This is a genomic window from Kribbella catacumbae DSM 19601 (genome assembly GCF_000372465.1).
GTDB classification, from domain to species: Bacteria; Actinomycetota; Actinomycetes; order Propionibacteriales; family Kribbellaceae; genus Kribbella; species Kribbella catacumbae.
In genome coordinates this window covers 122,882-147,826 of record NZ_AQUZ01000011.1, presented here as the reverse complement: position 1 = coordinate 147,826, position 24,945 = coordinate 122,882, and the positions used below count along the sequence as shown (strand labels likewise).

General features: G+C 67.7%; 22 protein-coding genes. 8 read left to right on the top strand and 14 right to left on the bottom strand.

Annotated features, from left to right (window positions below):
* Positions 1 to 153: 153 nt before the first annotated feature.
* Genes aspS through A3ES_RS0114260 form a run of 3 tightly spaced genes read right to left on the bottom strand, consistent with a single transcriptional unit; the run spans position 154 to position 3,974 of the window.
* A complete protein-coding gene (gene aspS / locus A3ES_RS0114270; RefSeq protein WP_020387507.1) occupies positions 154 to 1,926 on the bottom strand; it encodes an aspartate--tRNA ligase in 1,773 nt (590 codons plus the stop codon).
* Positions 1,923 to 3,275 (bottom strand): histidine--tRNA ligase, encoded by a 1,353-nt coding sequence (hisS, locus tag A3ES_RS0114265; protein WP_020387506.1) that lies wholly within the window; start codon positions 3,273 to 3,275, stop codon positions 1,923 to 1,925. Before hisS ends, aspS begins: the two co-directional genes overlap by 4 nt.
* A gap of 18 nt (positions 3,276 to 3,293) precedes the next feature.
* Entirely contained in the window at positions 3,294 to 3,974 is a 681-nt protein-coding gene (locus A3ES_RS0114260) for an MBL fold metallo-hydrolase (protein WP_020387505.1), read from the bottom strand.
* Between the two features lie 264 nt (positions 3,975 to 4,238).
* Between A3ES_RS0114260 and A3ES_RS0114255 the strand changes: the two genes are divergently transcribed.
* From A3ES_RS0114255 to A3ES_RS0114245, 3 genes are all read left to right on the top strand, one after another.
* On the top strand, positions 4,239 to 5,465 hold the full coding sequence (locus tag A3ES_RS0114255; RefSeq protein ID WP_020387504.1) for a DUF349 domain-containing protein: 1,227 nt from the start codon (positions 4,239 to 4,241) through the stop codon (positions 5,463 to 5,465).
* Positions 5,466 to 5,644: 179 nt separating this feature from the next.
* Entirely contained in the window at positions 5,645 to 6,493 is an 849-nt protein-coding gene (locus tag A3ES_RS0114250; RefSeq protein ID WP_020387503.1) for a hypothetical protein, read from the top strand.
* Positions 6,494 to 6,578: 85 nt separating this feature from the next.
* Positions 6,579 to 7,520: a hypothetical protein gene (locus tag A3ES_RS0114245; RefSeq protein WP_020387502.1), complete on the top strand. Its 942-nt coding sequence runs from the start codon at positions 6,579 to 6,581 to the stop codon at positions 7,518 to 7,520.
* Between the two features lie 116 nt (positions 7,521 to 7,636).
* Here A3ES_RS0114245 and A3ES_RS51250 read toward each other — a convergent pair whose 3' ends face one another.
* The 11 genes from A3ES_RS51250 to A3ES_RS0114190 all read right to left on the bottom strand — a co-directional run bounded on the left by A3ES_RS51250 (position 7,637) and on the right by A3ES_RS0114190 (position 19,643).
* Positions 7,637 to 8,269, bottom strand: a complete 633-nt coding sequence (locus A3ES_RS51250) for a hypothetical protein (RefSeq protein ID WP_202806505.1) — start codon at positions 8,267 to 8,269, stop codon at positions 7,637 to 7,639.
* Between the two features lie 301 nt (positions 8,270 to 8,570).
* Complete coding sequence (locus tag A3ES_RS0114235; protein WP_237744952.1) at positions 8,571 to 10,961, bottom strand: RelA/SpoT family protein; 2,391 nt, start codon at positions 10,959 to 10,961, stop codon at positions 8,571 to 8,573.
* Positions 10,962 to 11,080: 119 nt separating this feature from the next.
* Positions 11,081 to 11,620, bottom strand: a complete 540-nt coding sequence (locus A3ES_RS0114230; RefSeq protein ID WP_020387499.1) for an adenine phosphoribosyltransferase — start codon at positions 11,618 to 11,620, stop codon at positions 11,081 to 11,083.
* Positions 11,621 to 11,642: 22 nt separating this feature from the next.
* A complete protein-coding gene (secF, locus tag A3ES_RS0114225) occupies positions 11,643 to 12,830 on the bottom strand; it encodes a protein translocase subunit SecF (protein WP_020387498.1) in 1,188 nt (395 codons plus the stop codon).
* Positions 12,830 to 14,599: a protein translocase subunit SecD gene (gene secD, locus A3ES_RS0114220; RefSeq protein WP_020387497.1), complete on the bottom strand. Its 1,770-nt coding sequence runs from the start codon at positions 14,597 to 14,599 to the stop codon at positions 12,830 to 12,832. Before secD ends, secF begins: the two co-directional genes overlap by 1 nt.
* Positions 14,600 to 14,679: 80 nt before the next feature.
* Complete coding sequence (gene yajC / locus A3ES_RS47175; RefSeq protein WP_020387496.1) at positions 14,680 to 15,147, bottom strand: preprotein translocase subunit YajC; 468 nt, start codon at positions 15,145 to 15,147, stop codon at positions 14,680 to 14,682.
* A 162-nt stretch (positions 15,148 to 15,309) separates the two neighbouring features.
* Positions 15,310 to 16,362 (bottom strand): Holliday junction branch migration DNA helicase RuvB, encoded by a 1,053-nt coding sequence (ruvB, locus tag A3ES_RS0114210; RefSeq protein WP_026162856.1) that lies wholly within the window; start codon positions 16,360 to 16,362, stop codon positions 15,310 to 15,312.
* Positions 16,363 to 16,368: 6 nt separating this feature from the next.
* Complete coding sequence (gene ruvA, locus A3ES_RS0114205) at positions 16,369 to 16,971, bottom strand: Holliday junction branch migration protein RuvA (protein ID WP_020387494.1); 603 nt, start codon at positions 16,969 to 16,971, stop codon at positions 16,369 to 16,371.
* A gap of 16 nt (positions 16,972 to 16,987) precedes the next feature.
* Positions 16,988 to 17,599, bottom strand: coding sequence for a crossover junction endodeoxyribonuclease RuvC (gene ruvC / locus A3ES_RS0114200; RefSeq protein WP_020387493.1), 612 nt, complete (start codon positions 17,597 to 17,599; stop codon positions 16,988 to 16,990).
* An 85-nt stretch (positions 17,600 to 17,684) separates the two neighbouring features.
* Positions 17,685 to 18,851 (bottom strand): GNAT family N-acetyltransferase, encoded by a 1,167-nt coding sequence (locus A3ES_RS0114195; RefSeq protein WP_083933446.1) that lies wholly within the window; start codon positions 18,849 to 18,851, stop codon positions 17,685 to 17,687.
* Between the two features lie 330 nt (positions 18,852 to 19,181).
* Positions 19,182 to 19,643 carry a hotdog fold domain-containing protein gene (locus A3ES_RS0114190; RefSeq protein WP_020387491.1) on the bottom strand — a complete coding sequence of 154 codons (462 nt, stop codon included), beginning with the start codon at positions 19,641 to 19,643 and terminating at the stop codon, positions 19,182 to 19,184.
* Positions 19,644 to 19,776: 133 nt separating this feature from the next.
* Here A3ES_RS0114190 and A3ES_RS0114185 point away from each other — a divergent pair, with 133 nt between their 5' ends.
* The 5 genes from A3ES_RS0114185 (at position 19,777) to A3ES_RS0114165 (ending at position 24,944) form a co-directional block, all read left to right on the top strand.
* Positions 19,777 to 20,790, top strand: a complete 1,014-nt coding sequence (locus A3ES_RS0114185; protein WP_020387490.1) for a LacI family DNA-binding transcriptional regulator — start codon at positions 19,777 to 19,779, stop codon at positions 20,788 to 20,790.
* A gap of 28 nt (positions 20,791 to 20,818) precedes the next feature.
* Positions 20,819 to 21,448, top strand: coding sequence for a DUF1961 family protein (locus tag A3ES_RS0114180; RefSeq protein ID WP_020387489.1), 630 nt, complete (start codon positions 20,819 to 20,821; stop codon positions 21,446 to 21,448).
* A 271-nt stretch (positions 21,449 to 21,719) separates the two neighbouring features.
* On the top strand, positions 21,720 to 22,349 hold the full coding sequence (locus tag A3ES_RS0114175) for a YesL family protein (RefSeq protein ID WP_020387488.1): 630 nt from the start codon (positions 21,720 to 21,722) through the stop codon (positions 22,347 to 22,349).
* A complete protein-coding gene (locus A3ES_RS0114170) occupies positions 22,346 to 23,884 on the top strand; it encodes an extracellular solute-binding protein (protein ID WP_020387487.1) in 1,539 nt (512 codons plus the stop codon). Before A3ES_RS0114175 ends, A3ES_RS0114170 begins: the two co-directional genes overlap by 4 nt.
* Positions 23,885 to 23,948: 64 nt before the next feature.
* Positions 23,949 to 24,944 (top strand): ABC transporter permease, encoded by a 996-nt coding sequence (locus A3ES_RS0114165; protein WP_020387486.1) that lies wholly within the window; start codon positions 23,949 to 23,951, stop codon positions 24,942 to 24,944.
* Position 24,945: the final 1 nt, after the last annotated feature.

The following is a 24,945-nucleotide window of genomic DNA, read 5'->3' as shown; positions in this document are numbered from 1 at the left end:
TCGTCACTTTCCCACCAGCAGGCAGTCGTTGCTCAAGTACACAACCCACCCACCGCGTTCATTCGCCCCCTTTTCACCCTGTGGCGGCAGTCAGGCGACAAATCCGCGGTCAGGAAGGGTGAAAAGGGGGCGAATGAACGGAGGGTTCCTTGGCTATGCCTTGGGCTCCGGCTTGGCGTCTACGCCGGCTTCCTTGCGTTGGGCCGGGGTGATCGGGGCCGGGGCCGCGGTCAGCGGGTCGAAGCCGCCGCCGGACTTCGGGAAGGCGATCACGTCGCGGATCGACTCCGTGCCGGCCAGCAGCGCGGTGATCCGGTCCCAGCCGAACGCGATCCCGCCGTGCGGCGGCGCGCCGAACTTGAACGCGTCGAGCAGGAAGCCGAACTTCTCGGTCGCCTCCTCGTCGCTCAGCCCCATCACCTTGAACACGCGCTTCTGCACGTCCTCGCGGTGGATACGGATCGACCCACCACCGATCTCGTTGCCGTTGCAGACGATGTCGTACGCGTAGGCCAGCGCCGACCCCGGATCCGTGTCGAATGTCTCCAGCGAGTCCGGCTTCGGCGACGTGAACGCGTGGTGCACCGCGGTCCACGCACCCGACCCGACCGCGACATCACCAGCAGCAGTGGCTTCATCAGCCGGCTCGAACAGCGGCGCGTCGACCACCCACACGAACGACCAGGTCGACTCGTCGATCAGCCCACCGCGCCGGCCGATCTCCAGCCGCGCCGCACCCAGCAGCGCCCGCGACGACTTCACCGCGCCGGCCGCGAAGAAGATGCAGTCGCCCGGCTTCGCACCGACGTGGTCGGCCAGCCCGGCGCGCTCCTCCTCGGACAGGTTCTTGGCGACCGGACCGCCGAGCTCGCCGTCCTGCCCGACCAGCACGTACGCCAGCCCACGCGCACCACGCTGCTTGGCCCAGTCCTGCCACGCGTCCAGCTGCTTGCGCGGCTGGTCAGCGCCACCCGGCATCACGACGGCGCCGACGTACTGCGCCTGGAACACCCGGAACGGCGTGCTCTTGAAGTACTCCGTGCACTCCACCAGCTCTAGGCCCATCCGCAGATCGGGCTTGTCGCTGCCGAACCGCGCCATCGCCTCGGCGTACGTCATCCGCTGGATCGGCGTCTGCACCTCATGCCCGGCGAGCTTCCACAGCTCGGCCAGGATCTCCTCGGACAGCGCGATGATGTCGTCCTGGTCGACGAAGCTCATCTCGATGTCGAGCTGGGTGAACTCCGGCTGCCGATCGGCGCGGAAGTCCTCGTCGCGGTAGCAACGGGCGATCTGGAAGTACCGCTCCATCCCGGCGACCATCAGCAACTGCTTGAACAGCTGCGGCGACTGCGGCAGCGCGTACCACGATCCCGGCTGCAGGCGAGCCGGTACCAGGAAGTCGCGAGCACCTTCCGGCGTCGACTTGGTCAGCGTCGGCGTCTCGATCTCCACGAAGTCGTGCTTGTCCAGCACGTTGCGAGCGGCCTTGTTGACCCTGCTGCGCAGGCGAAGCGCCGACCCCGGGCCCTGACGACGCAGGTCGAGGTACCGGTACTTGAGCCGGACCTCCTCGTTCACCGGCGTCGCGTGGTGCTCCTCAACCGGGAACGGCAGCGGCGCGGCCTCGCTGAGGACCTCGATCTCCTCGGTGATGATCTCGACCTCACCGGTCGGCAGATCTGCGTTCGCGTTGCCCTCGGGGCGTGCCGCGACGGTGCCGACGATCTTCAGGCAGTACTCCGAGCGCAGCCCGTGCGCGGCGTCCTCGTCCCGGATGACGACCTGGACGGTGCCGCTGGAGTCGCGCAGGTCGATGAACGCCACGCCGCCGTGATCGCGCCGCCGCGCCACCCAGCCCGCCAACGTGACGGTCTGTCCGGTGTGCTCGGCCCGCAACGAGCCGGCGGAATGGGTACGGATCACGAGTTCTCCTGAGGGGTTTCGATGCTTGGTCGTACGTCCTGCGCGGGCGGTGCCCAGGTGGCCGGATCGGCCGGGACCTGCTCGCCGCTCCTGATGTCCTTCACTGTGTCTCCGGAGGCACCGTCCGCTGTGCCGCTGAACCACACGAACGGAATGCCACGCCGATCGGCGAACTTGATCTGCTTGCCGAACTTCGCCGCCGCCGGAGCCACCTCGACCGGGATCCCCCGGCCCCGCAGCGCGGCCGCCGTCCGCATCGCATCGGCGCGCTCGTCTTCGTTGTTCAAGGCAACCAGTACGGCGGTCGGCGTACTGCGGGAGCCCTTGACCAGCCCTTGGCTGAACAACCGGGTGATCAACCGCGACACCCCGATGGAGATGCCGACGCCCGGGTACGTCGTCTTGCCGTCGCTGGCCAGCGAGTCGTAGCGGCCGCCCGAGCAGATCGAGCCGTAGGACTCGTGGCCGATCAGCTGCGTCTCGTAAACGGTGCCGGTGTAATAGTCCAGGCCGCGAGCGATCTTCAGATCCGCGACCAGCAGGCCGGGGGCGTGCTCGTTGGCGGCGTTCATGATCTCGGCCAGTCGCTCAAGGCCCTGGTCGAGGACCTCGTGCTGGACGCCGAGCGCCCGCACCTGCTCGACGAACGACGCGTCGGTGCTGGAGATCTCCGCCAGCCGCAGTACCTGCTTGGCTGTCTCGGCCGACAGCGCCGGGCCGTCCTCAGCGGTCAGCAGCTGGGTGACCTTGTCCGGGCCGATCTTGTCCAGCTTGTCGACGATCCGCAGTACGGAGGCGACGTCCTCGATGCCGAGACCGCGGTAGAACCCCTCGGGGATCTGCCGGTTGTTGACCTGGATCCGGAACGGCGGAATCGGCAGCTTGCTGAACGCGTCGGCGATGACCAGTGGCAGCTCGACCTCGTAGTGGAACGGCAGCGTGCCGTCGCCGACGATGTCGATGTCGGCCTGGGCGAACTCGCGGTACCGGCCCTCCTGCGGACGCTCGCCCCGCCAGACCTTCTGGATCTGGTAGCGGCGGAACGGGAACGCGAGCTTGCCGGCGTTCTCCAGTACGTAGCGCGCGAACGGCACGGTCAGGTCGAAGTGCAGACCGAGGTCCGACTTCTCGTCCGCCGCGGCGCCCAGCCGGCGTACGGCGTAGATCTCCTTGTCCGCGTCCTCGCCCTGGTTCGACAGCCGCTCGATCGGCTCGACGGCGCGCGTCTCGATCGAGGCGAAGCCGTGCAGCTCGAACGTCTCCCGGATCACGTCGAGGAAGTGCTGCTCGACGATCCGGTCCGACGGGAGGAACTCGGGGAACCCACTGATAGGGCTGATTCTGCTCATAGGGCCTTGCTCATTTTTCTATGTCTCCAGGTCCTGCAAGTAAGGGTTGGTCGCCTTTTCCCGGCCGATCGTGGTCTGGCCACCATGACCCGGCAGGACGACGATCTCGTCGCGCATCGGCAGGATCTTGGTGGCCAACGTATGCAGCATGGCCGGATGGTCGCCGCCGGGCAGATCCGTCCGGCCGATCGACCCGGCGAACAACACGTCACCGGAGAACAGCACAGCGGGCACGTCCTCCGGCCCGAGGTACGGCGTGGTGAAGGTGACCGAGCCGCGGGTGTGCCCCGGCGTGTGGTCGACGCTGAACTGCAGGCCCGCTAGCTCGAGCCGCTGGCCGTCCTTCAGCTCCTGGACGTCGTCCGGCTCCGCGAACGAGTGGTCACCGCCGAGCAGCATCCGCGCACTCTCCGCGCTGATACCGGCCATCGGGTCGGCCAGCAGGTGCCGGTCGTCGGGGTGGATCCAGGCGGTGCTGTCATACGTGCCGCAGACCGGCAGGACGGAGAACATGTGGTCGATGTGTCCGTGCGTGAGCAGGACGGCGACGGGCTTCAGTTTGTTCTCCCGGACCACCTGCTCGACCCCGCCGGTGGCGTCCATTCCGGGGTCGATGACGATGCATTCCGCGCCCTGGCCGGTGGCGACGACGTAGCAGTTCGTACCCCACGGACCCGCAGGGAACCCGGCGATGAGCACGGCAGACCTTCCTGGAACGGTTCGGGACCAGTCAAGGCTACCGGGCACGCAGTACGAGGAACTAACTGGATTGTCCCCGCTCGATTGTTCTCTGCCCGATTGTGATGGCAACCCCGTTGCGTAGCGGCCGGGAGTTTGTGATTGTTCAGTGATACGCGTGGGGACAGTTCCCGACGCGCCCAGGTAGGCCCTGTTTGCCCAGATGAACCGGGGACTGACCAGAATGGGCACGAGCGCAGTACATACCGCCGGAAGGGGCGAGTTGTGGCCGAGGAAAGCTGGGGCCGGGTAGCCGACGACGGAACGGTCTTCGTACGGACCAAGGACGGGGAGAGAGCGGTCGGTCAGTGGCCGGACGCCAACCCTGAGGAGGCGCTCGCCTTCTACACCCGCCGGTACGACGCCCTGGCGTTCGAGGTGGATCTGCTGGAGAAGCGGGTCCAGGCGGGCACCGTCTCGCCCGACGACGCCCGGGCCGCGGTGAAGAAGGTGACCAGCGCGATCGACGAGGCGCAGGCCGTCGGCGATCTGGAAGGGTTGCGGACCCGGCTGGAGGCGCTGACTCCGCTGGTCGCTCAGCAGCGCGAGAAGAAGAAGGCCGAGCGCGCCGCGAAGGTCGAGGAAGCCCGCGAGGCGAAGACCAAGATCGCGACCGAGGCCGAGACGATCGCCGCCGGCACCGACTGGCGGCACGGCGTCACCCGGCTCCGCGAGCTGCTGGACGAGTGGAAGGCACTCCCCCGGCTCGACAAGTCCAGCGACGACGAGCTGTGGCATCGCTTCTCCTCCGCCCGTACGACGTACACCCGGCATCGCAAGCAGCACTTCGCCGAGCTGTCCTCCAAGCGTGACGAGGCCGCTGTCGTGAAGGAGCGGCTCGCGGCCGAGGCCGAAGGGCTGTCGGCGAACACGGATTGGGGCCCGACGTCCGGCCGCTTCCGCGACCTGATGCGGCAGTGGAAGGCGGCCGGCCCGGCGCCGCGCGAGGTCGACGACAAGCTGTGGGCGCGATTCCGGAGTGCCCAGGACGCGTTCTTCGGCGCGCGCGACGCAGTACAGGCCGAGGAGAACGAGGAGCAGGTCACCAACCTGGCCGCCAAGGAAGCGTTGCTGGTCGAGATCGAAGCGATCCTGCCGGTCAACGACGCCAAGGCCGCCCGCGACCAGCTCCGCGACCTGCTGGACCGCTGGGACGCGATCGGCAAGGTCCCGCGCGACTCGATGCGCACCATCGACGGCCGCCTGCGCGCCGTCGAGCAAGCGGTCAAGTCGGCGGAGGACGAGGTCTGGAACCGCAGCAACCCCGAGGCCCGCGCCCGCGCCGAAGCCACGGTCAAGCAGCTCCAGTCCCTGATCGCCGACCTCGAAAAGCAAGCCGCCAAACACGAGGCCCAAGGCAACACCCGCAAGGCCACCGAAGCCCGAGAAGCCATCGCCGCCCGCCGAGAATGGCTAACCCAGGCCCAAAACGCCCTAACCGACTTCAGCTAACCGCGAGCCGTCGAGACGCCCTTCCAGCCACCACCGGAAGGGCGTCTCCCTTTGCCCCCGCGGATGGCCTGGGCTGCGTCGGCGCTGGGTGGTGGATCGGCTGGTGATCTGGAGCTGCCGGTGGGTTGCCTGTGGACAACGCAAAGCACAGGCTGAGGGCTTTCGGACATCCTGTGCCGATGTCCTTCCCACCGTTCTCCTGCGGGCTACCCTTCACCGGCCGCCAAGCGGGCAACAAACTCAAGTGGCTACTTGCTTCCGGCGAGATCCGCCAGTTGCTGAACGGCGTGTATGTCGCCGTCGAGACGCCTGACACGCTTGAACTCCGAGCGTCCGCCGCTGCCCTCGTGATCCCGGCCGGTGCTGTTGCGTGTGGTGAAACTGCTGCCTGGCTCCATGGCATCGACACGACTGCGCTCGGCCCGAGCACCGTCCGTGTGCAGTGGACGCGGGAGGCGACCGAGGTCGTGGAGCTTTGCGGTCTGCGGGTGATCAGCCCGATCGCCACCGGCGTGGAGTTGGCGATGCAACTACCTCGCCCCTTCGCGCTGTCGGCCGTCGACGCGTTGCTGCGGTCAGGCAAGGCCGACCGCTGGGCGATCCGAGCAGCATCCGCAGAGCACGAAGGTCGTCCCGGTATTCGCCAGGCCAGCGAGATCCTCCAGTATGCCGATCGGCGGGCCGAGTCTCCCGGGGAGTCGTGGCTTCGGCTTCGGCTGATCGACGCGGGGTTTGGTCAGCCCCAGTTGCAGTTCCGCGTGAAGGGTCCGAGTCGCGACTACCGCATCGATGCCGCCTACCCCACCCCGATCGACGATCGCCGCCTAGGCCTGGAGTACGACTCCGATCTTTGGCATACCCGCGACCGCGACCAAGCGCGCGACGAAACCCGCCGTACCGAACTAGCCGCTCTCGGCTGGCACATCATCCCCGTACGCCGTACAGACCTCTGGGGCTCCTACCCCGCCCTAGAGCTAGCGGTAGGCGCCTTCCTCTGCATCTGGCCCAGCCTCCCCCGTCGTTGGTGACCCATCCCTGTGATCATTCGCCTGCTTTTGACCACCTGTGGATAACGTTCAGCGCTGATGCGGCCTTATCGTCAATGCTGCGGGGATGCTTCCCACGACATGCCCGCTGTACTACGACGGCCGGCCGTTCACGCGCAAGTTCGCCAACGACCACGGCTGGTCCGACAGGAAACTCGCTAGCCTGGTCCGCGACGGCCAGATCCGCCGCCTGGTCAAGAGCGTGTACGTCGATGCCCTGGTCCCGGACACCATCGAGCTTCGAGCCGCGGCGGTGGCTCTGATCGCGCCGTGCGACGTGGTCGTCTGCCGGGAGACGGCCGCCTGGATCTACGGCGTCGACGCGTTGGCACTGCGGGATCGCGAAAGGCTGCCTGCCATCGACTGCGTACAACCCCCGAAACGCAGGGCGTCTCGCCTGACTATTTCCTCCGGACACAGTCAGAACCTGTTGCCTGGCGACATCGTCGAGATCGCGAGCCTACGGATCACGAGTCCGGTAGCCACAGCAATCCACCTGGCCCGGCATCTTGCTCGCCCGTTCGCGTTGTCAGCAATCGATTCGATGCTCCACACCCAGTTCGTGGATGTCCTGGATCTGCGGGCCGCCACAACCAGATATCCGCACCATCCGGGAATCGTGCAGGCACGCGAGGTCCTCCGGTACGCCGAGCCGCTGACCGAGTCGCCGGGTGAGTCATGGCTACGACTACGGCTGCTGGACGCGGGGTTCGGCAGACCGGTTGCACAGATTCCTGTCAAGGGACGACACCGCGACTTCAGGATCGATATGGGGTACCCGGATCCGATGGAGGACGGACGTCGGCTGGGCCTGGAGTACGACAGCGACCAGTGGCACTCGCGTCCGGGCGATGAGGACCGCGATGAGGACCGGCGAAAGGAGCTGGCCGAGGTCGGCTGGCACATCCTGTCGGTCAGACGACCGGATGTGTGGGGCCGCTATCCCGCTCTGGAGCTGGCCGTCGGTGAACTCCTCGGGACGCAGCCACGGCTCCCTCGCCGATGGTGAGCGCGCCCCATCCGTTGTGTTCATTCGCCCCCTTTTCACCCTCGATGGCCGCCAACGGTCACCAGGTCGCTGCACAGGAGGGTGAAAACGGGGCGAATGAACGGAGGGAGGTGGGGCTAGGTGCGGTAGCCGGCGTGGATGTGGTCGTGGTGGGTGCGGTCGGAGAAGTAGGTGGGGCCGGGGAGTTGGTAGGGGCCGCCTACGTTGTGGGAGCCGGAGGTGGCGGTGGCTCGCATGTAGTTGGTGATGAGGCTGCGAGGGGTGGCGGGGTCGACTACGGCGCGGCCGTTGATCTGCCAGGTGTCGAAGGCTCGGCCTAGTGGGTGGTCGCTGGGGCGGGAGGTGCCGAATACGTTCAGGGGGTGGCCGGAGCGGATGACGCTGATGCCGAGTTGGTAGTCCTCGGCGAGGGTCAGCATCGCGGTCAGGACAGTGTCTTGGATGGTTCCTGAGCGGATATCGGCTGCTGAGGCGGGCGGGAGGATGATGCGGTCGCTGGCGAGCACCTGACTGGCCGCGGCGGAGAGCCGTGTGGTCGCTACGCCAGGTCGTGCGGGGTGCATGGATGTCACGCGCCACGCCTGGCCGGATCTTGAGAGTCGTACGTCGACCGTGGTGCCGCCGGTCACCACCTTGCCGTCGACGATGGAGTGCTGACGACAAGGCACTAGAACGCTCGCCGTGTCGGCCAGCAGTCCGCCGTACTGCGCGTCGATCACCTCGACCACCGTGTTAGGGCGACGCAGCAACTTCTCGACAGCTTCGACGGCCGCGAGTTTTGCGCGCGGCTCGATCTCACCGCGTCCCGGTCTCCACGAATGGAGCGTCGGCAAAACCGTTCGCGGCGGAGTGGAAGCCGGCGGAGTGGAAGCGGGCGGCCTGGAAGCGGGCGGCCTGGAAGCCGACGGCACGGGCTTCGATGGCATGGGCGTCGGCCCGACCGAGGTGGGAGTACTAGGCGCAGGGTTGCTGCTGCATCCCGTCAGGACGCCCGCGCCGAGGACCAGCAGGCCGCGGCGGGTGAGCTGCGGCCTGCTGGGTCTGGGCCCGCTACTGGGTGACTCGGTAGACGTCGAAGACGCCCTCTACGGATCGGACGGCCTTGAGTACGTGGCCGAGGTGTGTCGGATCGCCCATCTCGAAGGTGAAGCGGGACTTGGCGATCCGGTCGCGGGTCGTCGTCAGCGCGGCCGACAGGATGTTCACGTGGTAGTCCGAGAGGACCCGCGTGATGTCGGAGAGCAGACGGGCCCGGTCCAGCGCCTCGACCTGGATCGCGACCAGGAAGACGGACTGCGCGGTGGGCGCCCACTCGACCTCGACGATGCGTTCCGGCTGGGTCTGCAGGTTCTCCACGTTGGCGCAGTCGGCCCGGTGCACCGAGACACCCGCACCGCGGGTCACCCAGCCGATGATCTCGTCGCCCGGCACCGGCGTACAGCAGCGGGCCAGCTTCGAGAGCACGTCGGTCGTGCCCTTGACGATGACACCGGCGTCACCACGAGCGGCCCGCTTGCGACGCTCGCGAGTGGCCGGCAACCGCAGGCCCTCGGCGAGATCCTCCGCCGCACCCTCTTCGCCGCCATACGTCTCGATCAGCCGCCGTACTACGGCTTGCGCGCTCACGTGGCTTTCGCCGACCGCGGCGTACAGGCCGGTCACGTCGGGGTAGCGCAGCGAGTTGGCGACCGCGGTCAGCGTCTCGTGCGAGAGCAGGCGCTGCAGTGGCAGGCCTTCCTTGCGGAACTGTTTGGCGATCGCGTCCTTGCCGTGCTCGATCGCCTCGTCGCGGCGCTCCTTGGAGAACCAGTGCTTGATCTTGTTGCGCGCTCGGGGGCTCTTGACGAACATCAGCCAGTCGCGCGACGGCCCCGCACCCTGCGCCTTCGACGTGAAGACCTCGACCACGTCGCCGTTCTCGAGTGTGCTCTCCAGGGGCACCAGCCGCCCGTTCACCCGGGCGCCGATACATCGGTGCCCGACCTCGGTGTGGATGGCATAGGCGAAGTCGACCGGCGACGACCCGGTCGGCAGCGACATCACGTCACCGCGCGGGGTGAAGACGTAGACCTCGGAGTTGTTGATCTCGAACCGCAGCGAGTCGAGGAACTCCGACGGGTCGGAGGTCTCCCGCTGCCAGTCGACCAACTGCCGGACCCAGGGCATCTCGTTCGGTGCGCCGATCTCGGTGGTCGGCGGCGCGCCCACCTCGGGAGCCGGCGCGTTCGGGTCCTCCTTGTACTTCCAGTGCGCGGCGATGCCGTACTCCGCGCGCCGGTGCATCGAGAAGGATCGGATCTGCAGCTCGACCGGCTTGCCCTGCGGGCCGATCACCGTGGTGTGCAGCGACTGGTACATGTTGAACTTCGGCATCGCGATGTAGTCCTTGAACCGGCCGGGCACCGGGTTCCAGCGTGCGTGAAGGACTCCAAGAGCGGCGTAACAGTCGCGGACCGACTCGACCAGCACGCGGATGCCGACCAGGTCGTAGATGTCGCCGAACTCGCGGCCGCGGACGATCATCTTCTGGTAGATCGAGTAGTAGTGCTTGGGCCGGCCGGTGACGGTCGCCTTCACCTTGGCGGCGCGCAGGTCCTCGTGCACCTGGTCGATCACCGAGGCGAGGTACTCGTCGCGGGACGGCGCGCGCTCGGCGACCAGCCGGACGATCTCGTCGTACACCTTCGGGTGCAGGGTCGAGAAGGACAGGTCCTCGAGCTCCCACTTGATCGTGTTCATACCCAGCCGGTGCGCCAGCGGGGCGTAGATCTCGAGCGTCTCGCGGGCGATCCGTTCCTGCTTCTCCTGTCGCAGGAAGCCCAGTGTGCGCATGTTGTGCAGCCGGTCGGCGAGCTTGATCACCAGCACCCGGATGTCCTTGGCCATCGCGACGACCATCTTGCGGATCGTCTCGGCCTGCGCGGACTCGCCGTACTTGACCTTGTCCAGCTTGGTGACGCCGTCGACCAGCATCGCGATCTCTTCGCTGAAGTCCTTGGTCAGCTCGTCGATCGTGTAGTCGGTGTCCTCGACGGTGTCGTGCAGCAGCGCCGCACACAGCGTCGGTGCGGTCATGCCGAGCTCGGCCAGGATCGTCGCCACCGCGAGCGGGTGGGTGATGTAGGCGTCACCGCTCTTGCGCAGCTGGCCGGTGTGGTGCTTCTCGGCCGTCCGGTAGGCGCGCTCGATGATCGCCAGGTCGGCCTTGGGGTGAGTCGCGCGGACCACCCGGAAGAGCGGCTCGAGCATCGGCGCCCGGTTCGGGTGCCGGGTGCCGCCGAGGCGGGCCAGCCGGGCACGAACCCGGGCCGGCGCGATCCTGGGCGGTTGCGCCGAGGGTGGCGCGACAGGGGCTGGAGACGGCGAAGGACTGGCCGCCGGGCGGCCCGCAGGCGCGCGCGGAGGCTGCGGCGGTACCACATCCGGCACCGCTGAAGTCATCGCCGGGTCTTCGCCCACGTCGTGTCCCTCCGCCGACAGACCTCCAGTCTAGGGGGAAGGGGCCAACGCGGTGGACACGGGCTGTGGACAACACGCCGGGAGCATGTAGCCGGTTGACTTCAGACAGTGACGAGAGCGTCGACGCGCTCCCCCGCCAGCCGCTCCCGGCCGGGCAGGAACGACAGCTCGAGCAGCACCGTGGTACCGACCACCTCGGCACCGCAGCGGCGTACCAGGCGCAGGCAGGCCTCGACCGTGCCGCCGGTGGCGAGTACGTCGTCGATCACCAGCACCCGGTCCCCCGGCTCGAAGGCGTCCTGGTGGACCTCGATGGTCGCCTCGCCGTACTCCAGCGCGTAGGACTCCTCGTACGTCGCCGCCGGCAGCTTGCCCTTCTTGCGGACCGGGACGAATCCCGCGCCCAGGGCGAGGGCGACCGGAGCGGCCAGGATGAAGCCACGGGCTTCGATCCCGACCACCTTGTCGACGGATGTGTTGCCGTCGGCATCCCGGCCGGAGGCGGCCAGCGCCTCGACCACCTGAGCGAAGCCGCCGTGGTCCGCCAGCAGCGGGGTGATGTCCTTGAACATCACCCCCGCCTGCGGGTAGTCCGGGATGTCGCGGATGCCGTCCTTCAGTACGTCTTCCAGCGAACGCATCAGCAACCTTCCGCCGGAGTTGTCACTTGCCGCGCTTCGAGCGTGGCTTGCGAGCCGGCTGCGGCCGCCCAGCACCGCTCGTCGACTTGACTGGCCGGTTGGACGCTACCGGCGTACCGGCGGTGGCGCTGCCGGCCTTGGGGCGATCCTGCTTGCGAGCCGGCTGAGCCCCGCCACCAGCGGCGCCGGCAGTCGCGGCGGCCGGGACCGGCACACCGGCCGAGGCTGCCTGGCTGCGCTTGGCCAGCACCCGGCGGCGCAGTGCCTGCATACCGGGCTCGCGCTCCTTGAACATGGCCAGCAGCGCCGGGGCGATGAAGACCGAGGAGTACGCGCCGACGGCGATACCGACGAACAGTGCCAGCGACAGGTCCTTCAGCGGGCCGGTGCCCAGGACGACGGTGCCGACGACCAGGATCGAGCCGACCGGCATCAGGGCGATCAGCGTGGTGTTGACCGACCGGACGATGGTCTGGTTCACGGCCAGGTTGGTCGCGTCGCTGTAGGTGTAGCGGTTCGAGCCGGTGATGCCGCGGGTGTTCTCCCGGATCTTGTCGAACACCACGACCGTGTCGTAGAGCGAGTAACCGAGGATGGTCAGTACCCCGATGACGGTGGCCGGAGTGACGTCGAAGCCGATCAGCGCGTAGATACCGACCGTGATCAGGACGTCGTGGACCAGCGCGATGATCGCGGCCATGGAGGCCTTGGGCTCTCGGAAGTAGGCCCAGATCACGCCGAACACGGCGACCAGGAAGACGATCAGCGCGAGGATCGCCTTGTTTGCGATCTGGGAGCCCCAGGAGGCGCCGATCTGCGAGTTGCTCACCTGGGCCGGCGCGACGCCGACCTCCTTGGCGATCGCCTCGCGCACCTTGGCGATGTCGTCCTGGCCCAGCGGCTTGGTCTGGACCCGGACCTGGTCCTGGCCGATCGTGGTGACGACCGGGTCACCGAGATCCTTGGCGTTGGTCGCCTTCACGGCCTCGGTGACGTCGGTGACCGTGTTGTCGGTGACCCGGACCTTCGCCTGGTACTCGACGCCACCCTTGAACTCGATACCGAGCGCCAGTCCCTTGACGAACAGCGCGCCGAGCGAGATGACCACCAGCACGATCGAGACGGCGAACCAGATCTTGCGCTTACCGATGAAGTCGTAGGAGACCTCGCCGCGGTGCAGCTGCGCACCGATGTTTCCGAGCTTCGACATCAGGCCTCGCCTCCCACGGGCTTGCGGGTCGACTTCGCCGCCGGGCGGGCCGACGGTTTCATCTGGCCGGGCAGCCGTTCGACGCCGAGATGCTCGGGATCGAGGCCGGACAGCTTGTGGCCGTGACCGAAGAAGTCGGTCCGGGCCAGCAGCGTCACCAGCGGCTTGGTGAACACGAAGACGACCAGCAGGTCGATCAGCGTGGTCAGGCCGAGGGTGAACGCGAAGCCCTTCACACTGCCGACCGCGAGGACGTACAGCACCAAGGCGGCGAGCAGCGAGATCGAGTCGGCCGCGATGATGGTGTGCTTGGCGCGGGCCCAGCCGGTCTCCACCGAGGAGCGCAGGCTGCGGCCCTCGCGGACCTCGTCCCGCAGCCGCTCGAAGTAGATGACGAACGAGTCCGCGGTGATACCGATCGCGACGATCAGGCCCGCTATACCGGCCAATGTCAGCGTGAAGCCCATTGTCTTGCCGAGCAGGACGACGGCGGCGTAGGTGAGCGCCCCGGCGACTGCCAGCGACATCACCACGACCAGGCCGAGGCCGCGGTAGTACAGGAACGAGAAGATGATCACCAGGCCGAGGCCGATCAGGCCCGCGGTGATCCCGGCCGACAGCTGGTCACCACCGAGCTGCGGGGAGATCGTGTTGACCTCGGAGACGTCGAACGAGACCGGCAGCGCGCCGTACTTCAGCACGTTGGCCAGGTCGCGCGCCTCGCTCTCGCTGAACGAACCGGTGATCTCGGCCTGGCCACCCGGGATGGGCTGGCTCACGCTCGGGCTCGAGATGGTCTCGCCGTCCAGCACGATCGCGAACAGGTTCGAGCCCTGCGGGCGCTGCGAGATCGCCGTGGTGGCCTTGAGGAACTTGTCGCCACCCTCGCCGGTGAACTTCAGGTTGACCTGCCACTGGAAGCCGCCCTGCGGGATGCCCGCGGTGGCGTCGGACAGATCGGTGCCCAAGAGGATCGCGGGACCGAGCAGGTACTTCGTGGCCTTGTCGCGGCTGCAGGAGAACAGCGGCTTGCCCGGATCGTCGGTCGAGGCGGGCTTGTCGCAGGTGAAGGCCGCGAACTGCGCCTGGATGGCCGCGTCCGGCTGGTAGCTCAGCGGGTCGCCGTTGGTGGCCGGCGGCGTGGACGGCGTCGTCCCCGGGGTCGACGGCACGGGAGTGCTCGGCTTGAGCGTCGGGGTCGGGGTCGGGGTCGGGGTCGGGGTCGGGGCGACGGCGGTACCGAGCACGCTGGACCAGGCCCGGCCCTTCGGCGTGGCCGACGTAGACGGCTTGATCGTGGAGCTGGGCTTCGGCGTCGTGCTCGGCTTCGGCGTGGTCGACGGCTTGCCGGTCGGGGTCGCAGACGGCGGCGTGGTCGGCACCGGGGCGCCGGCCTGCATGTCGTACACCACCCGGAAGTACAGCAGGGCGGTCTGACCGACCTGCTTGACCAGGGCGTCCTGGTTGGCGCCCGGCACGGCCACGGTGATGTGATCGGAACCGGAGGTGGCGATCTCCGCCTCACCGACACCGGCGCCGTTCACCCGCTGGGAGATGATGTTCTTCGCCTCGGACAACTGCTCCGCGGTCACATTGCCGCCGCCGGCCAGGGACTTGGCCGTCAGCGTGATGGTGGTGCCACCGCGCAGGTCCAGGCCGAGCTTGGGCCCCCAGGTCTTGGCCAGCGCCATGATCCCGAACAGCAGGACCAGGACGACTCCCAAGACGATCAGGTTCCTCCCGGGGCGGGATGTCGTCGTCGTTGCCACGTCAGATTCTTCCTTGCGCTACTGGGCGCGCGCGAGCATCACTGGGATGCTCGCGCGCCGCACGCCGTCGGGACGGTTGATCAGTTCTCGGTGTGCGTGGGGGGGAGCTTGGACTTGTCCTGCACCTTGTCCTTGTCGGCACCGGCGTCCGGCACCTCCACAGCGTCCTTCTCGTCCTTGACGTCGGCATCGGCCGGCTCCTCGACGGTCTCGTCGACGGCCTCATCCGCCGGCTCGTCGACGGCGTCCTCGGTCTCCTCCGGGACGACCCGGCCGATCGCGGCCTTCACGAACTGGACCAGTACGCCGTCGGAGATCTCCAGCGTCACGTACTCGTCGTCGACCTCTTCGACGATGCCGACCACGCCGCTGGTGGTGATCACCTTCGTACCAGGCTGCAGCGCGGCGACCGTGTCGGCCTGCTTCTGACGCTGCTTGCGCTGGGTGCGGCTCATGAACCAGATCATCCCGACGATCAGGATCAGCGGGAGCAGAAGGGTGATGCCCCCTCCGCCGGAGGAAGCCATCGGTGCGGCGATCAAAACCATCGGGACTCAGAATCCTTCGTCGAGAGTACGGGGTGCCCGGCACGCTCTGCTCAAGCGCGCAGGTCGCAGCGGGATGGTCCGAGGTCGGACCACCGGGGAGTCTAACCCTGGGCGGCAACAAGTACCGCATGACACGGGGTCACGTTTGCGTTACTCGTTCCCTTATTCGTCGTCGGTGTCGAAAAGCGTGTCCGCGAAGGTCGCGCCCTTCGGGACCGCCAGGCCGAGATGCCGCCAGGCCGCCGGAGTGGCGACGCGGCCACGCGGCGTCCGGGCCAGGTAGCCCGACCGGACCAGGAACGGTTCGGCCACTTCCTCCACCGTCTCACGTTCCTCGCCGACCGCAACCGCCAGCGTCGAAAGTCCCACCGGTCCGCCACCGAACCGGCGGCAGAGCGCGTCCAGTACCGACCGGTCCAGCCGGTCGAGGCCCATCCGGTCCACCTCGTACAGCTCGAGGGCGGCCTTCGACAGCGCGATCGTGACGATTCCGTCGGCTCGTACCTCTGCGTAGTCGCGGACCCGGCGCAGCAGCCGGTTCGCGATTCGGGGTGTGCCGCGGGACCGGGAGGCTATCTCGGCGGCTGCCTCTGGGGTGATGTCGACCTCCAGCAACGCGGCCGATCGGTTGACGATCTTCTCCAGCTCGGCGGCGTCGTAGAACTCCAGGTGCCCGGTGAAGCCGAACCTGTCTCGCAGCGGGCCGGGCAGCAGGCCGGCCCGGGTGGTCGCGCCGACCAGGGTGAACGGCGGGATCTCCAGCGGGATCGCGGTCGCACCAGGGCCCTTGCCGACGATCACGTCGACCCGGAAGTCCTCCATCGCCATGTAGAGCAGCTCTTCGGCCGGCCTGGACATCCGGTGGATCTCGTCGAGGAACAGTACTTCGCCCTCGTTCAGCCCGGACAAGATCGCGGCCAGGTCGCCGGCGTGCTGGATCGCCGGGCCGCTGGTGATGCGCAGCGGCGCCGACAGCTCGGCGGCGATGATCATCGCCAGCGTGGTCTTGCCCAGCCCGGGCGGACCGGACAGCAGCACGTGGTCGGGCGCCCGGTTGCGGCCGCGCGCGGCATGGAGGACCAGCTCCAGCTGCTCGCTGACCCGGCGCTGGCCGCCGAACTCGGCGAGCGTTCGAGGCCGCAGCGCGGACTCGATCTTGCGCTCGTCGAGATCCATCGAATCCGCGGAGACCAATGGCCTGACGTTGTCTTCCATCGCCGGTTACGCCTTCGAGAGCGCGCGGAGCGCGGCCCTGAGCAGATCGGGCACCGACGGCTCGGCGTCGTCCGCGGCCAGGGGTGACACGGCGATCACCGCGTCGTCGGCGTCGCGCGCCGACCAGCCGAGGCCGACCAGACCGGCGTGCACCTGCTCGCGCCAGGCGCCGCTCGCGCTCAACGGGCGTCCGGCGACCGTTCGCGACGGTGCACCGATCTTGTCCTTGAGCTCCAGCACCAGCCGCTGCGCAACCTTCTTGCCGACGCCGGGGATCTTCACCAGCATCACAAGGTCCTCTGCGGCAACGGCCTGCCTGAGCTGATCCGGGCTCAGTACTGCGAGCGCTGCCTGCGCCAGCTTCGGGCCAACGCCGGAGGCGGTCTGCAGCAGCTCGAACAGTTCCTTCTCGTCCGCGTCGGTGAACCCGTACAGCGTCAGCGAGTCTTCGCGCACCACCATCGACGTGGCCAGCTTGAACTCCTGCCCGGGGCGCAGCGTCGCGAGCGTGCCTGGATGGCAGTAGAGCTGCAGCCCGACTCCGCCGACCTCGATCACGCAACTGTCCAGCCCGATCGCAGCCACCGGGCCACGCACAAACGCGATCATCGCTTCCCTCCCGTAGTCATCGCCGGCCCTTCGGAGCAGTGACCTCCTGGGCGGCGACCGCGGCTTTCAGTCTTGCTACCTGTAGGCGGGACTGCGCCTTGGCGAGGGCCTCCAGGTTGGCCCGGCTCTCGGACGCCTCTTGCAGCCGGCTTGCCACGCCGCCTCGCCAGATGTGGCAGATCGCCAGCGCCAGCGCGTCCGCGGCATCGGCCGGTGTCGGCCGCTCGTCCAGCTTCAGGATCCGGGTGACCATCGTGGTCACCTGCTCCTTGCCCGCCCGGCCGGAGCCGGTGACGGCGGCTTTCACCTCGCTCGGCGTGTGCAGCGCAACCGGCAACCCACGCCGGGCCGCGACCACCATGGCCACCCCGGACGCCTGCGCCGTGCCCATCACCGTCCGAACGTTCTGCTGGGCGAACACCCGCTCCACTGCGACCGCGTCGGGCCGGTGCTCGATGATCCACTCCTCGAGCTCCGCCTCGATCCGGACCAGCCGTCTCGCGACGTCCAGATCGGCCGGCGTCCGGATCACCCCGACCGCGACCAGCGCCGGCGGCCGGCCGGCGGTGCCCTCGACGACGCCGAGGCCACACCGGGTCAGTCCCGGGTCGACACCGAGCACGCGCACTGGATCACCTCCGAACGTTTGTTCGACAACCCTAGACGCCCAGCCGGAGGCCGCGAAATCGACTCGCCGGGGCCTGTGGATGACCTCAGAAGTAGTCGAGCATGTACGGCGTCGCGCCCCCGAAGGCCGTCTCGATCGCCCCGTCGGCGTCGGCGGAACCCCACGCCAGCCCGGCCTTGCGCAGCGAAGCAAGCGGCGTACCGGCGTACAGGGCGGAGAGGGCGCGGGAGCCGAGGCGTAGCGAGTCGCGGGTGGCAGTGGAGGGAGTCAGCGAGCCGGAGCCGTTGGAGACGGACAGGTGCCAGCGCCCGGTGTTGGTGGCGAGCTCAGAGTCGTCGAGTTCCAGGTCGACCTCCAGGGAGGCCCCCGGCGCGAAACCCCGGGCAGCGATGGCTGCTGGCGCGTCCAGGACTCGGAGCATCCAGCGCTCGATCTCTGCGTGCTTACCGGCTTCCTTGGCGACCAGAAGGTGCGCGGGGTCGTCGGGAGACATGTAGGCGTCCACATCCGTCGCGATGGACGACCCGGAGCCGACGACCGACCAGAGAGCACGCGCGGTGGCCTCGGAGCCCGCCACCAGTTCCTCGACGCGCAGCCTGCCGCTCGCCCAGCCGTAGACGACGAAGCCGTCCTCAGCCAGGTAGCAGAAGCTGTTGTCCTCCCCCAGCCACTCGGCCACCTTGGCCTCCGGCCACACCAGCGGCCCACTGATCCGCCCGGCCGCGTGCAACTGCTCCACAACCTCAAGGAACCGGCCCGCGTCAGCAGCACCTGCACGGCGGACCTCAACCTCCTTGCCACCCAGCGATCGCAGCTCGGCGGCAGGGAAGGTGTACCGGTAGCGGCCGCCACCGAACTCGTACCCCAGATGCCGGTAGATCACAGTCGTCGCCGGATAGAGACCCGACAACGGATACCCCTGCTCGACGCTCCGGGCGAGCACACCGCGCATCAGCTTGCTGCCGACGCCCCGCCCCCTGTACTCCGGTGCGACGACAACCCCGGCGACCCCGGACATGGCCACCTTGCGACCACCCCACCACTGCTGAAACGGCCAGAACCGTGCAGCGGCGACCAACTCGTCACCATCCGCCACCCCGACCATCCGGCCGTCGGCGATAAAGACCTCCGCGTCCGCAACCCACCCCTCCCGACTGCCGGCATCCAGCAACCCGAAAGACCTGGACCGCACCCGCAACACGTCATCCAGGTGCTCACTCCGGACATCTACCAACCGCAAGTCATCAGCCACGCCCAGACCCTACGACGCCGCCTCAGACACCAGCGGTTCGCCCATTGGTCTGCCAGTGGGCGAACCCGCACTGGAGGGGCGAAGACCACCGATCGGCCGCATTTTCCCCACCCGACCAGGGGCGATCGACCTTGGGCACGGGCAGGTGTCGTTCGTCAGGACAGCGTTGTCCGGCGGGATTGGGTGGCTGGCCGGTGCACATGGTGGCCGAGGGTGGTGGTCAAAAGAGGGCGAATGATCAGGTGGGTGTCGGCCACCCGCCCTCGGGCGCCTACCGACTAACCACTCCCGGGTCAAAGCCGACCCCATGGATCGGTCAGGAGAGCCGCATTACTTCTTGTCGGTGACCCAGAGGTTGATGGTTCCTTGTACGACGACTGTGCCGTCGGTGCGGGTTGCCTTGACGTGAACCGGTACGTCGGGGCCGGTGGTCCAGGCGGCTGGGTCGGTTTCGGCTGAGCAGGTGAGGTCGGAGGTGGACTTGGCCAGGTAGGCGACCTCCATCCCCTTCGGCAACCAGCGCTTGCCACTGGGGACAGTCGCCTCGGCAAGTGCGCCCATTGCGGCTTCCAGGCCGTTGCAGACCGCGATGGCATGCACGGTGCCGATGTGGTTCTGTACCGCGCGCCGCTTCGGCAGTACGAGGGACGCGAAGTTCGGGCTCACCTGGACGAACCGCGGCCGGACCGAGCGGAAGTACGGCGCCTTCCAGGCGAAGGCCACCGAGAACATCCGCGAGCCGCCCGGTACGCCGCGCAGCTTCTCCCACATCCCGAGCACCTGATTCGTCATGAGGAGGATGTTACTCGGGAGTCACTTAGCCGTCGAGTGGGCCGCCGCGCGACGATTTAGACGATTCAATTCAGCCCGGTTAAACTGCGGGCAACAACCTGGCAGGTTCACCGCGGACGCTTCACGAGGGGCGATGGCTACTCCCAGCATCAAGGAGGTCGCGCACCGCGCCGGAGTCTCGGTCGGTACGGTCAGCAACGTTCTCAACCGGCCGTCGATCGTCGCGCCCGCCACCCGCAAGCGGGTGCAGGACAGCATCAAGGCGCTCGGCTTCGTCCGCAACGAGGCGGCCCGCCATCTGCGCGCCGGCCGCAGCCGGACTGTCGGCCTGGTGGTGCTCGACGTCGCCAACCCGTTCTTCACCGACCTCGCCGAGGGCGCCGAAGCGCTCGCCTACGAGAACGACACCGTGGTGATGGTCTGCAACAGCAAGACCGATCCGGTCCGGGAAGGCCATCACCTCGACCAGCTCGAGCAGCAACGCGTGTACGGCGTACTGATCACCCCGTTCGACAGCGCCGACCCACAACTGCGCGCACTCGTGGCTCGCGGTACGCCGGTCGTCCTGGTCGACCGGGCCGCGGACCGCGGGATGTGCTCGGTCTCGGTGGACGACCAGCTCGGTGGACGGCTGGCGGGAACGCATCTGATCGAGTCCGGCCATCGGCGGATCGCCTTCATCGGCGGGCCGCTCAGCATGCAGCAGGTCGCGGATCGCCAGGCCGGCATCACGACCGTCGTGGAGGCCGCGGACCATGTCCACCTGCAGATCTTCGAGGTCGACGTGATGGGTGTCCAGCACGGGCGCGCGGTCGGCGAGCAGATCGCCGCCTTGCCACGGGCCACCCGGCCCACGGCGGCGTTCTGCGCGAACGACCTGCTGGCGTTGGGATTCCTGCAGGCCATGGCCGCGACCCGGCTACGAGTTCCCCAGGACATGGCGATCGTCGGGTACGACGACATCGGGTTCGCCGCGGCGGCCGCAGTACCGCTGTCGTCGGTGCGGCAGCCGGCCGGACTGCTTGGCCGGACCGCGATGGAGCTCCTCCAGGAGGAGGTCGAGGCCGGCGATCGGCACAGACACCGGCAGGTCATCTTCCAGCCGGATCTGATGGTCCGCCAGTCCAGCGACCTCACCCGCCGCTGACACCCGCCACCAGGAAGGCCTCCCGCGCATGCTCTACGAGAACGCCCTGGCGTCCGCCGCCGACCTGGACGGTTTCCGGCTGGAGGGCGACGGCGCCGTCTCCTTCCCGCTCGGCCGGCTGCGACTGGAGAGCAAGCCGCAGGACGATCCGGAGAAGGATCCCAACGTAGTGCTGTGGTGCCCCGAGGATTTCGGGCCGAACATCGCCGTCGAGTGGGACTTCTGGCCGATCCGCGAACCAGGCCTGTGCATCCTGTTCTTCCACGCCAAAGGACGCGAGGGCGAAGACCTGTTCGACCTCGCACCCCGCACCGGGGCGTACGAGCAGTACCACCACGGCGACCTGGACGCCTACCACGTCTCGTACTTCCGCCGCCGGTGGCCGACCGAGCGCGCCCTGCACACCTGCAACCTGCGCAAGAGCTACGGCTTCCATCTCGTCGCCCAAGGACCGGACCCGCTGCCCGCCGTACTCGACGCGCAAGGCCCGTACTCGTTGCGGCTGTCGATCCAGGACGGTGAGATCACCTTCGCGATCGACGGCCTGGTCTCGTTCAGCTGGCGTGACGAGCAGCCGCTCGGCGGCGGCAAGCTCGGCTTCCGGCAGATGGCGCCGATGATCGGCGACTACGCGAACCTGCGCGTTTCGCGACTTTGAGGCCGGCTCGTCCGCGGCGCGAAGCTGCGGATTTCGCGCCGTTGAGCGCGCTTTCGGGCAACCGCTTGCCGGGTCGGCCCGCCGGCTCCCCGTCTGCCGCCTGACCGAACCCTGACCGAACCCTGACAAACGCTTTCCACAGCGTTGACATTGAGACGATTCAACCATATGGTCACATCACTTTTCACCCGTAACACCTCCGGAACAAGGCAGGGACTCTCGTGAAACACTGCCCCACCATCTCGCCGCACCGCCCAGCCGAGGGCCGGCGATGAGTACGCCCGGCTGGTCGATCCGCCTGTACGACGCGGCCGACGAGGTGCTCTGGGCGATCAAGCTGAACGCCCTATGGATTCTCTTCACGCTCCTGGGCGGCGTCGCTCTCGGTATCGGCCCGGCCACGCTGACGGCGTACAAACTGGCTAGACGCAGGTCTTTCGGTGAATCGTTTCACGCTCTGCCCGCCTTCCGGGCCGGCTTCCGCCGCGAATTCGCCCGCGGAACGCTCCTGGTGCTGCCGATGCTGGCGGCGGCCGTCGTCCTGGCCGGCAACTACCTGTACTTCGCTTCGCTCGGAGCGAAAGCGTCGATCCCCCGGCTGGCCTGTTTCGCGGCAGTCGCCGTGCTGGCCGTGATCGCCGCGTATCTACTGCCGATGGCCGTGCACTACGACCTCCGGCCGCGCGATTTGTTGCCCAAGGCATCGCTGGTCGCGATCTCCCGACCCGCTTCGTCCGTCGTCCTGCTGTTCGTCCTCGTCACGATCGCCTACCTGTCCAGCACCTTCCCGGTCTTCGGGCTGGTGCTGGCGGTCGGCGGCTGGATCCAACTCAACACATGGCTCTGCCTGCGCTTCTTCGAAGAGAACGAGGCGCGCCTGCACCTGAAAGGGAACTCATGACCATCTTCTCCCGCCGGCGTCTTGCCGTCGCCGTCGTCCTGTCGACCGCGATGCTCGCCGCTGCCTGTTCCAGCGGCGACGAAAAGCCAGCAGCGAGCAATGAACTGACGGTGATGGCGCCGCTGTTCGGTACCGCACCGGATCCGGGCGGTGAGATGCAGCAGGCCGTCGAGAAGGTGGTCGGCAAGAAGCTCAAGATCACCTGGGTACCGAACGCGGAGTACGGCGACAAGACCAACGTCACCCTGGCCTCGGACAAGATCCCGGACCTGATGGTGGTCAACGAGAAGAGCCCGGCGTTCATCAAGGCCGCCGAGGCGGGCGCCTTCTGGGATCTGACCGGCAAGCTCGACAAGTACGAGAACCTCAAGCCGGCCAACGAGCAGACCGGTAAGAACACCCTGGTCAACGGCAAGACCTACGGCATCTACCGGGTCCGGCCGCTGCTGCGCTCCGGCATCGTGATCCGCAAGGACTGGCTGGCCAAGCTCGGGCTCAAGGAGCCGAAGACGGTCGAGGATCTCTACACCGTCGCCAAGGCGTTCACCGAGCAGGACCCGGACGGCAACGGCAAGAAGGACACCTACGGCCTGATCATCCCCAAGTGGCCCGGTGGCTACAGCAGCGCCAGCCCCTACGACGTGATGGAGACCTGGTTCGGCGCGCCGAACGGCTGGGGTGAGCGCGACGGCAAGCTGGTCCCCGGCTTCGACACCCCGGAGTTCCTCGGCGCCAACCGCTGGCTGCGCAAGTGGGTCACCGAAGGCCTGATCAACCCTGACTTCGCCACCCTGGACACCGCCAACTGGAACGACCCGTTCGTGCAGGGCAAGGGCGGCATGATCATCGACGTCAACGTCCGGGCGACCCAGTTGCTCGACCTGTTCAAGGAGAAGACGCCGAAGGACATCGACAAGGTCACCCTGGTCGGGAACCTGGCGCGGGCCGACGGCAAGAAGTTCTCCTACCCGTTCACCGGCTACAACATGGTCATCGCCGTGTCCAAGCAGAACGTCCGCACCGATGAGCAACTGGACCAGGCGTTGCAGTCGCTGGACAAGCTGGCCTCCAAGGAAGGCTCGGTGCTGGTCACCAACGGCATCGAGGGCCGCAACTTCAAGGTCGACGGCAAGTACGCCGTACCGATCGCGCAGGACGACCCGAAGGTGAAGGCGATCCAGAACGACGTGGACAAGGCCTTCATCCAGCTCGGCACCCGGGCCAGCGTCGGCATGGGCGCCTACCAGCTGCGGCCGAACGACGCGCCGAGCCGGGCGATGCGGGAGAAGTTCGACGTACTGATGAACGAGGACCTGAAGACCGCGGTGTTCAACCCGGTCCTCGGCGTGATCGCGCCGACCTCCATCTCGAAGGGCCAGACGCTGCAGAACATCATTCCCGACGCCCGGATCAAGTACCTGTCCGGCGCGATCACCGAGGACCAGCTGAAGGCCGAGATCAAGCGCTGGTACGACAGCGGCGGCACTCAGATCGCCCAGGAGACCAACGATCTGGCCGCCAAGGTCGGCGGCTGATCCGCTCGGTCCATGCATGGGGCCCGGGTACGTCCCGGGCCCCTTCTAGCGAAGGGAGGGCGCCATGGCCACCGAGCTGGCGCCGAACCAGGTGGTGCCCCCCGCCGTGCCGATGACGGGACCAGCCCCGCGGCGCAAGCGGGGTGGCCGGCAACGACCGCTGTGGCGGGATCTGCTGCGCTACCGCTGGCTGTATCTGTTGCTGCTGCCGGGTCTGGTCTACTTCATCGTCTTCAAGTACCTGCCGATGTACGGCCTGACCATCGCGTTCAAGGACTACGTACCCTTCCTCGGGTACTCCGGCAGCCAGTGGGTCGGGCTCGAGCACTTCCAGGCACTCTTCACCGGGCCGGACTTCGGCCGGCTGATGATCAACACGCTGATCCTGGCTCTGCTCACGATCGTGTTCGTCTTCCCGGCCCCGATCGTGGTCGCGCTGATGCTGAACGAGCTGCGCATCCGGGTGCTGAAGCGGTCGGTCCAGTCGCTGATCTACATCCCGCACTTCCTGTCCTGGACGATCGTCGCGTCGCTGACCTACCTGCTGTTCTCGGTGGACTTCGGCGTGATCGCCGGCTGGCTGCACGACGTTGTCGGCGGGCAGAAGGTCGACTATGTCGCCCAGGCCGACTGGTTCCGCCCGCTGATCGTCCTGCAGTTGCTGTGGAAGCAGACCGGCTGGGGCACGATCATCTACCTGGCCGCGCTGGCCAGCGTCGACACCCAGCTCTACGAGGCGGCCCGGGTGGATGGCGCCGGCCGCTGGCGGCAGTTCTGGCACATCACGCTGCCCTCGATCCAGCCGACCATCGTCGTGATGGCGATCCTCACCTCCGGCAACCTGATGGACTCCGGCTTCGAGCAGATCTGGCTGATGACGACCTCGCTCAACCGTGACGTCGCCGATGTCTTCGACACGTTCGTCTACTACGTCGGGATCACCCAGGGCTCGTTCAGTTATGCCACCGCCGTCGGCCTGTTCAAGGGCGTCATCGGGGTCGTGCTGATCTTCGGCTCCAACCTGCTGGCCAAGCGCCTCGGCCAGCGCGGACTGTTCTGAA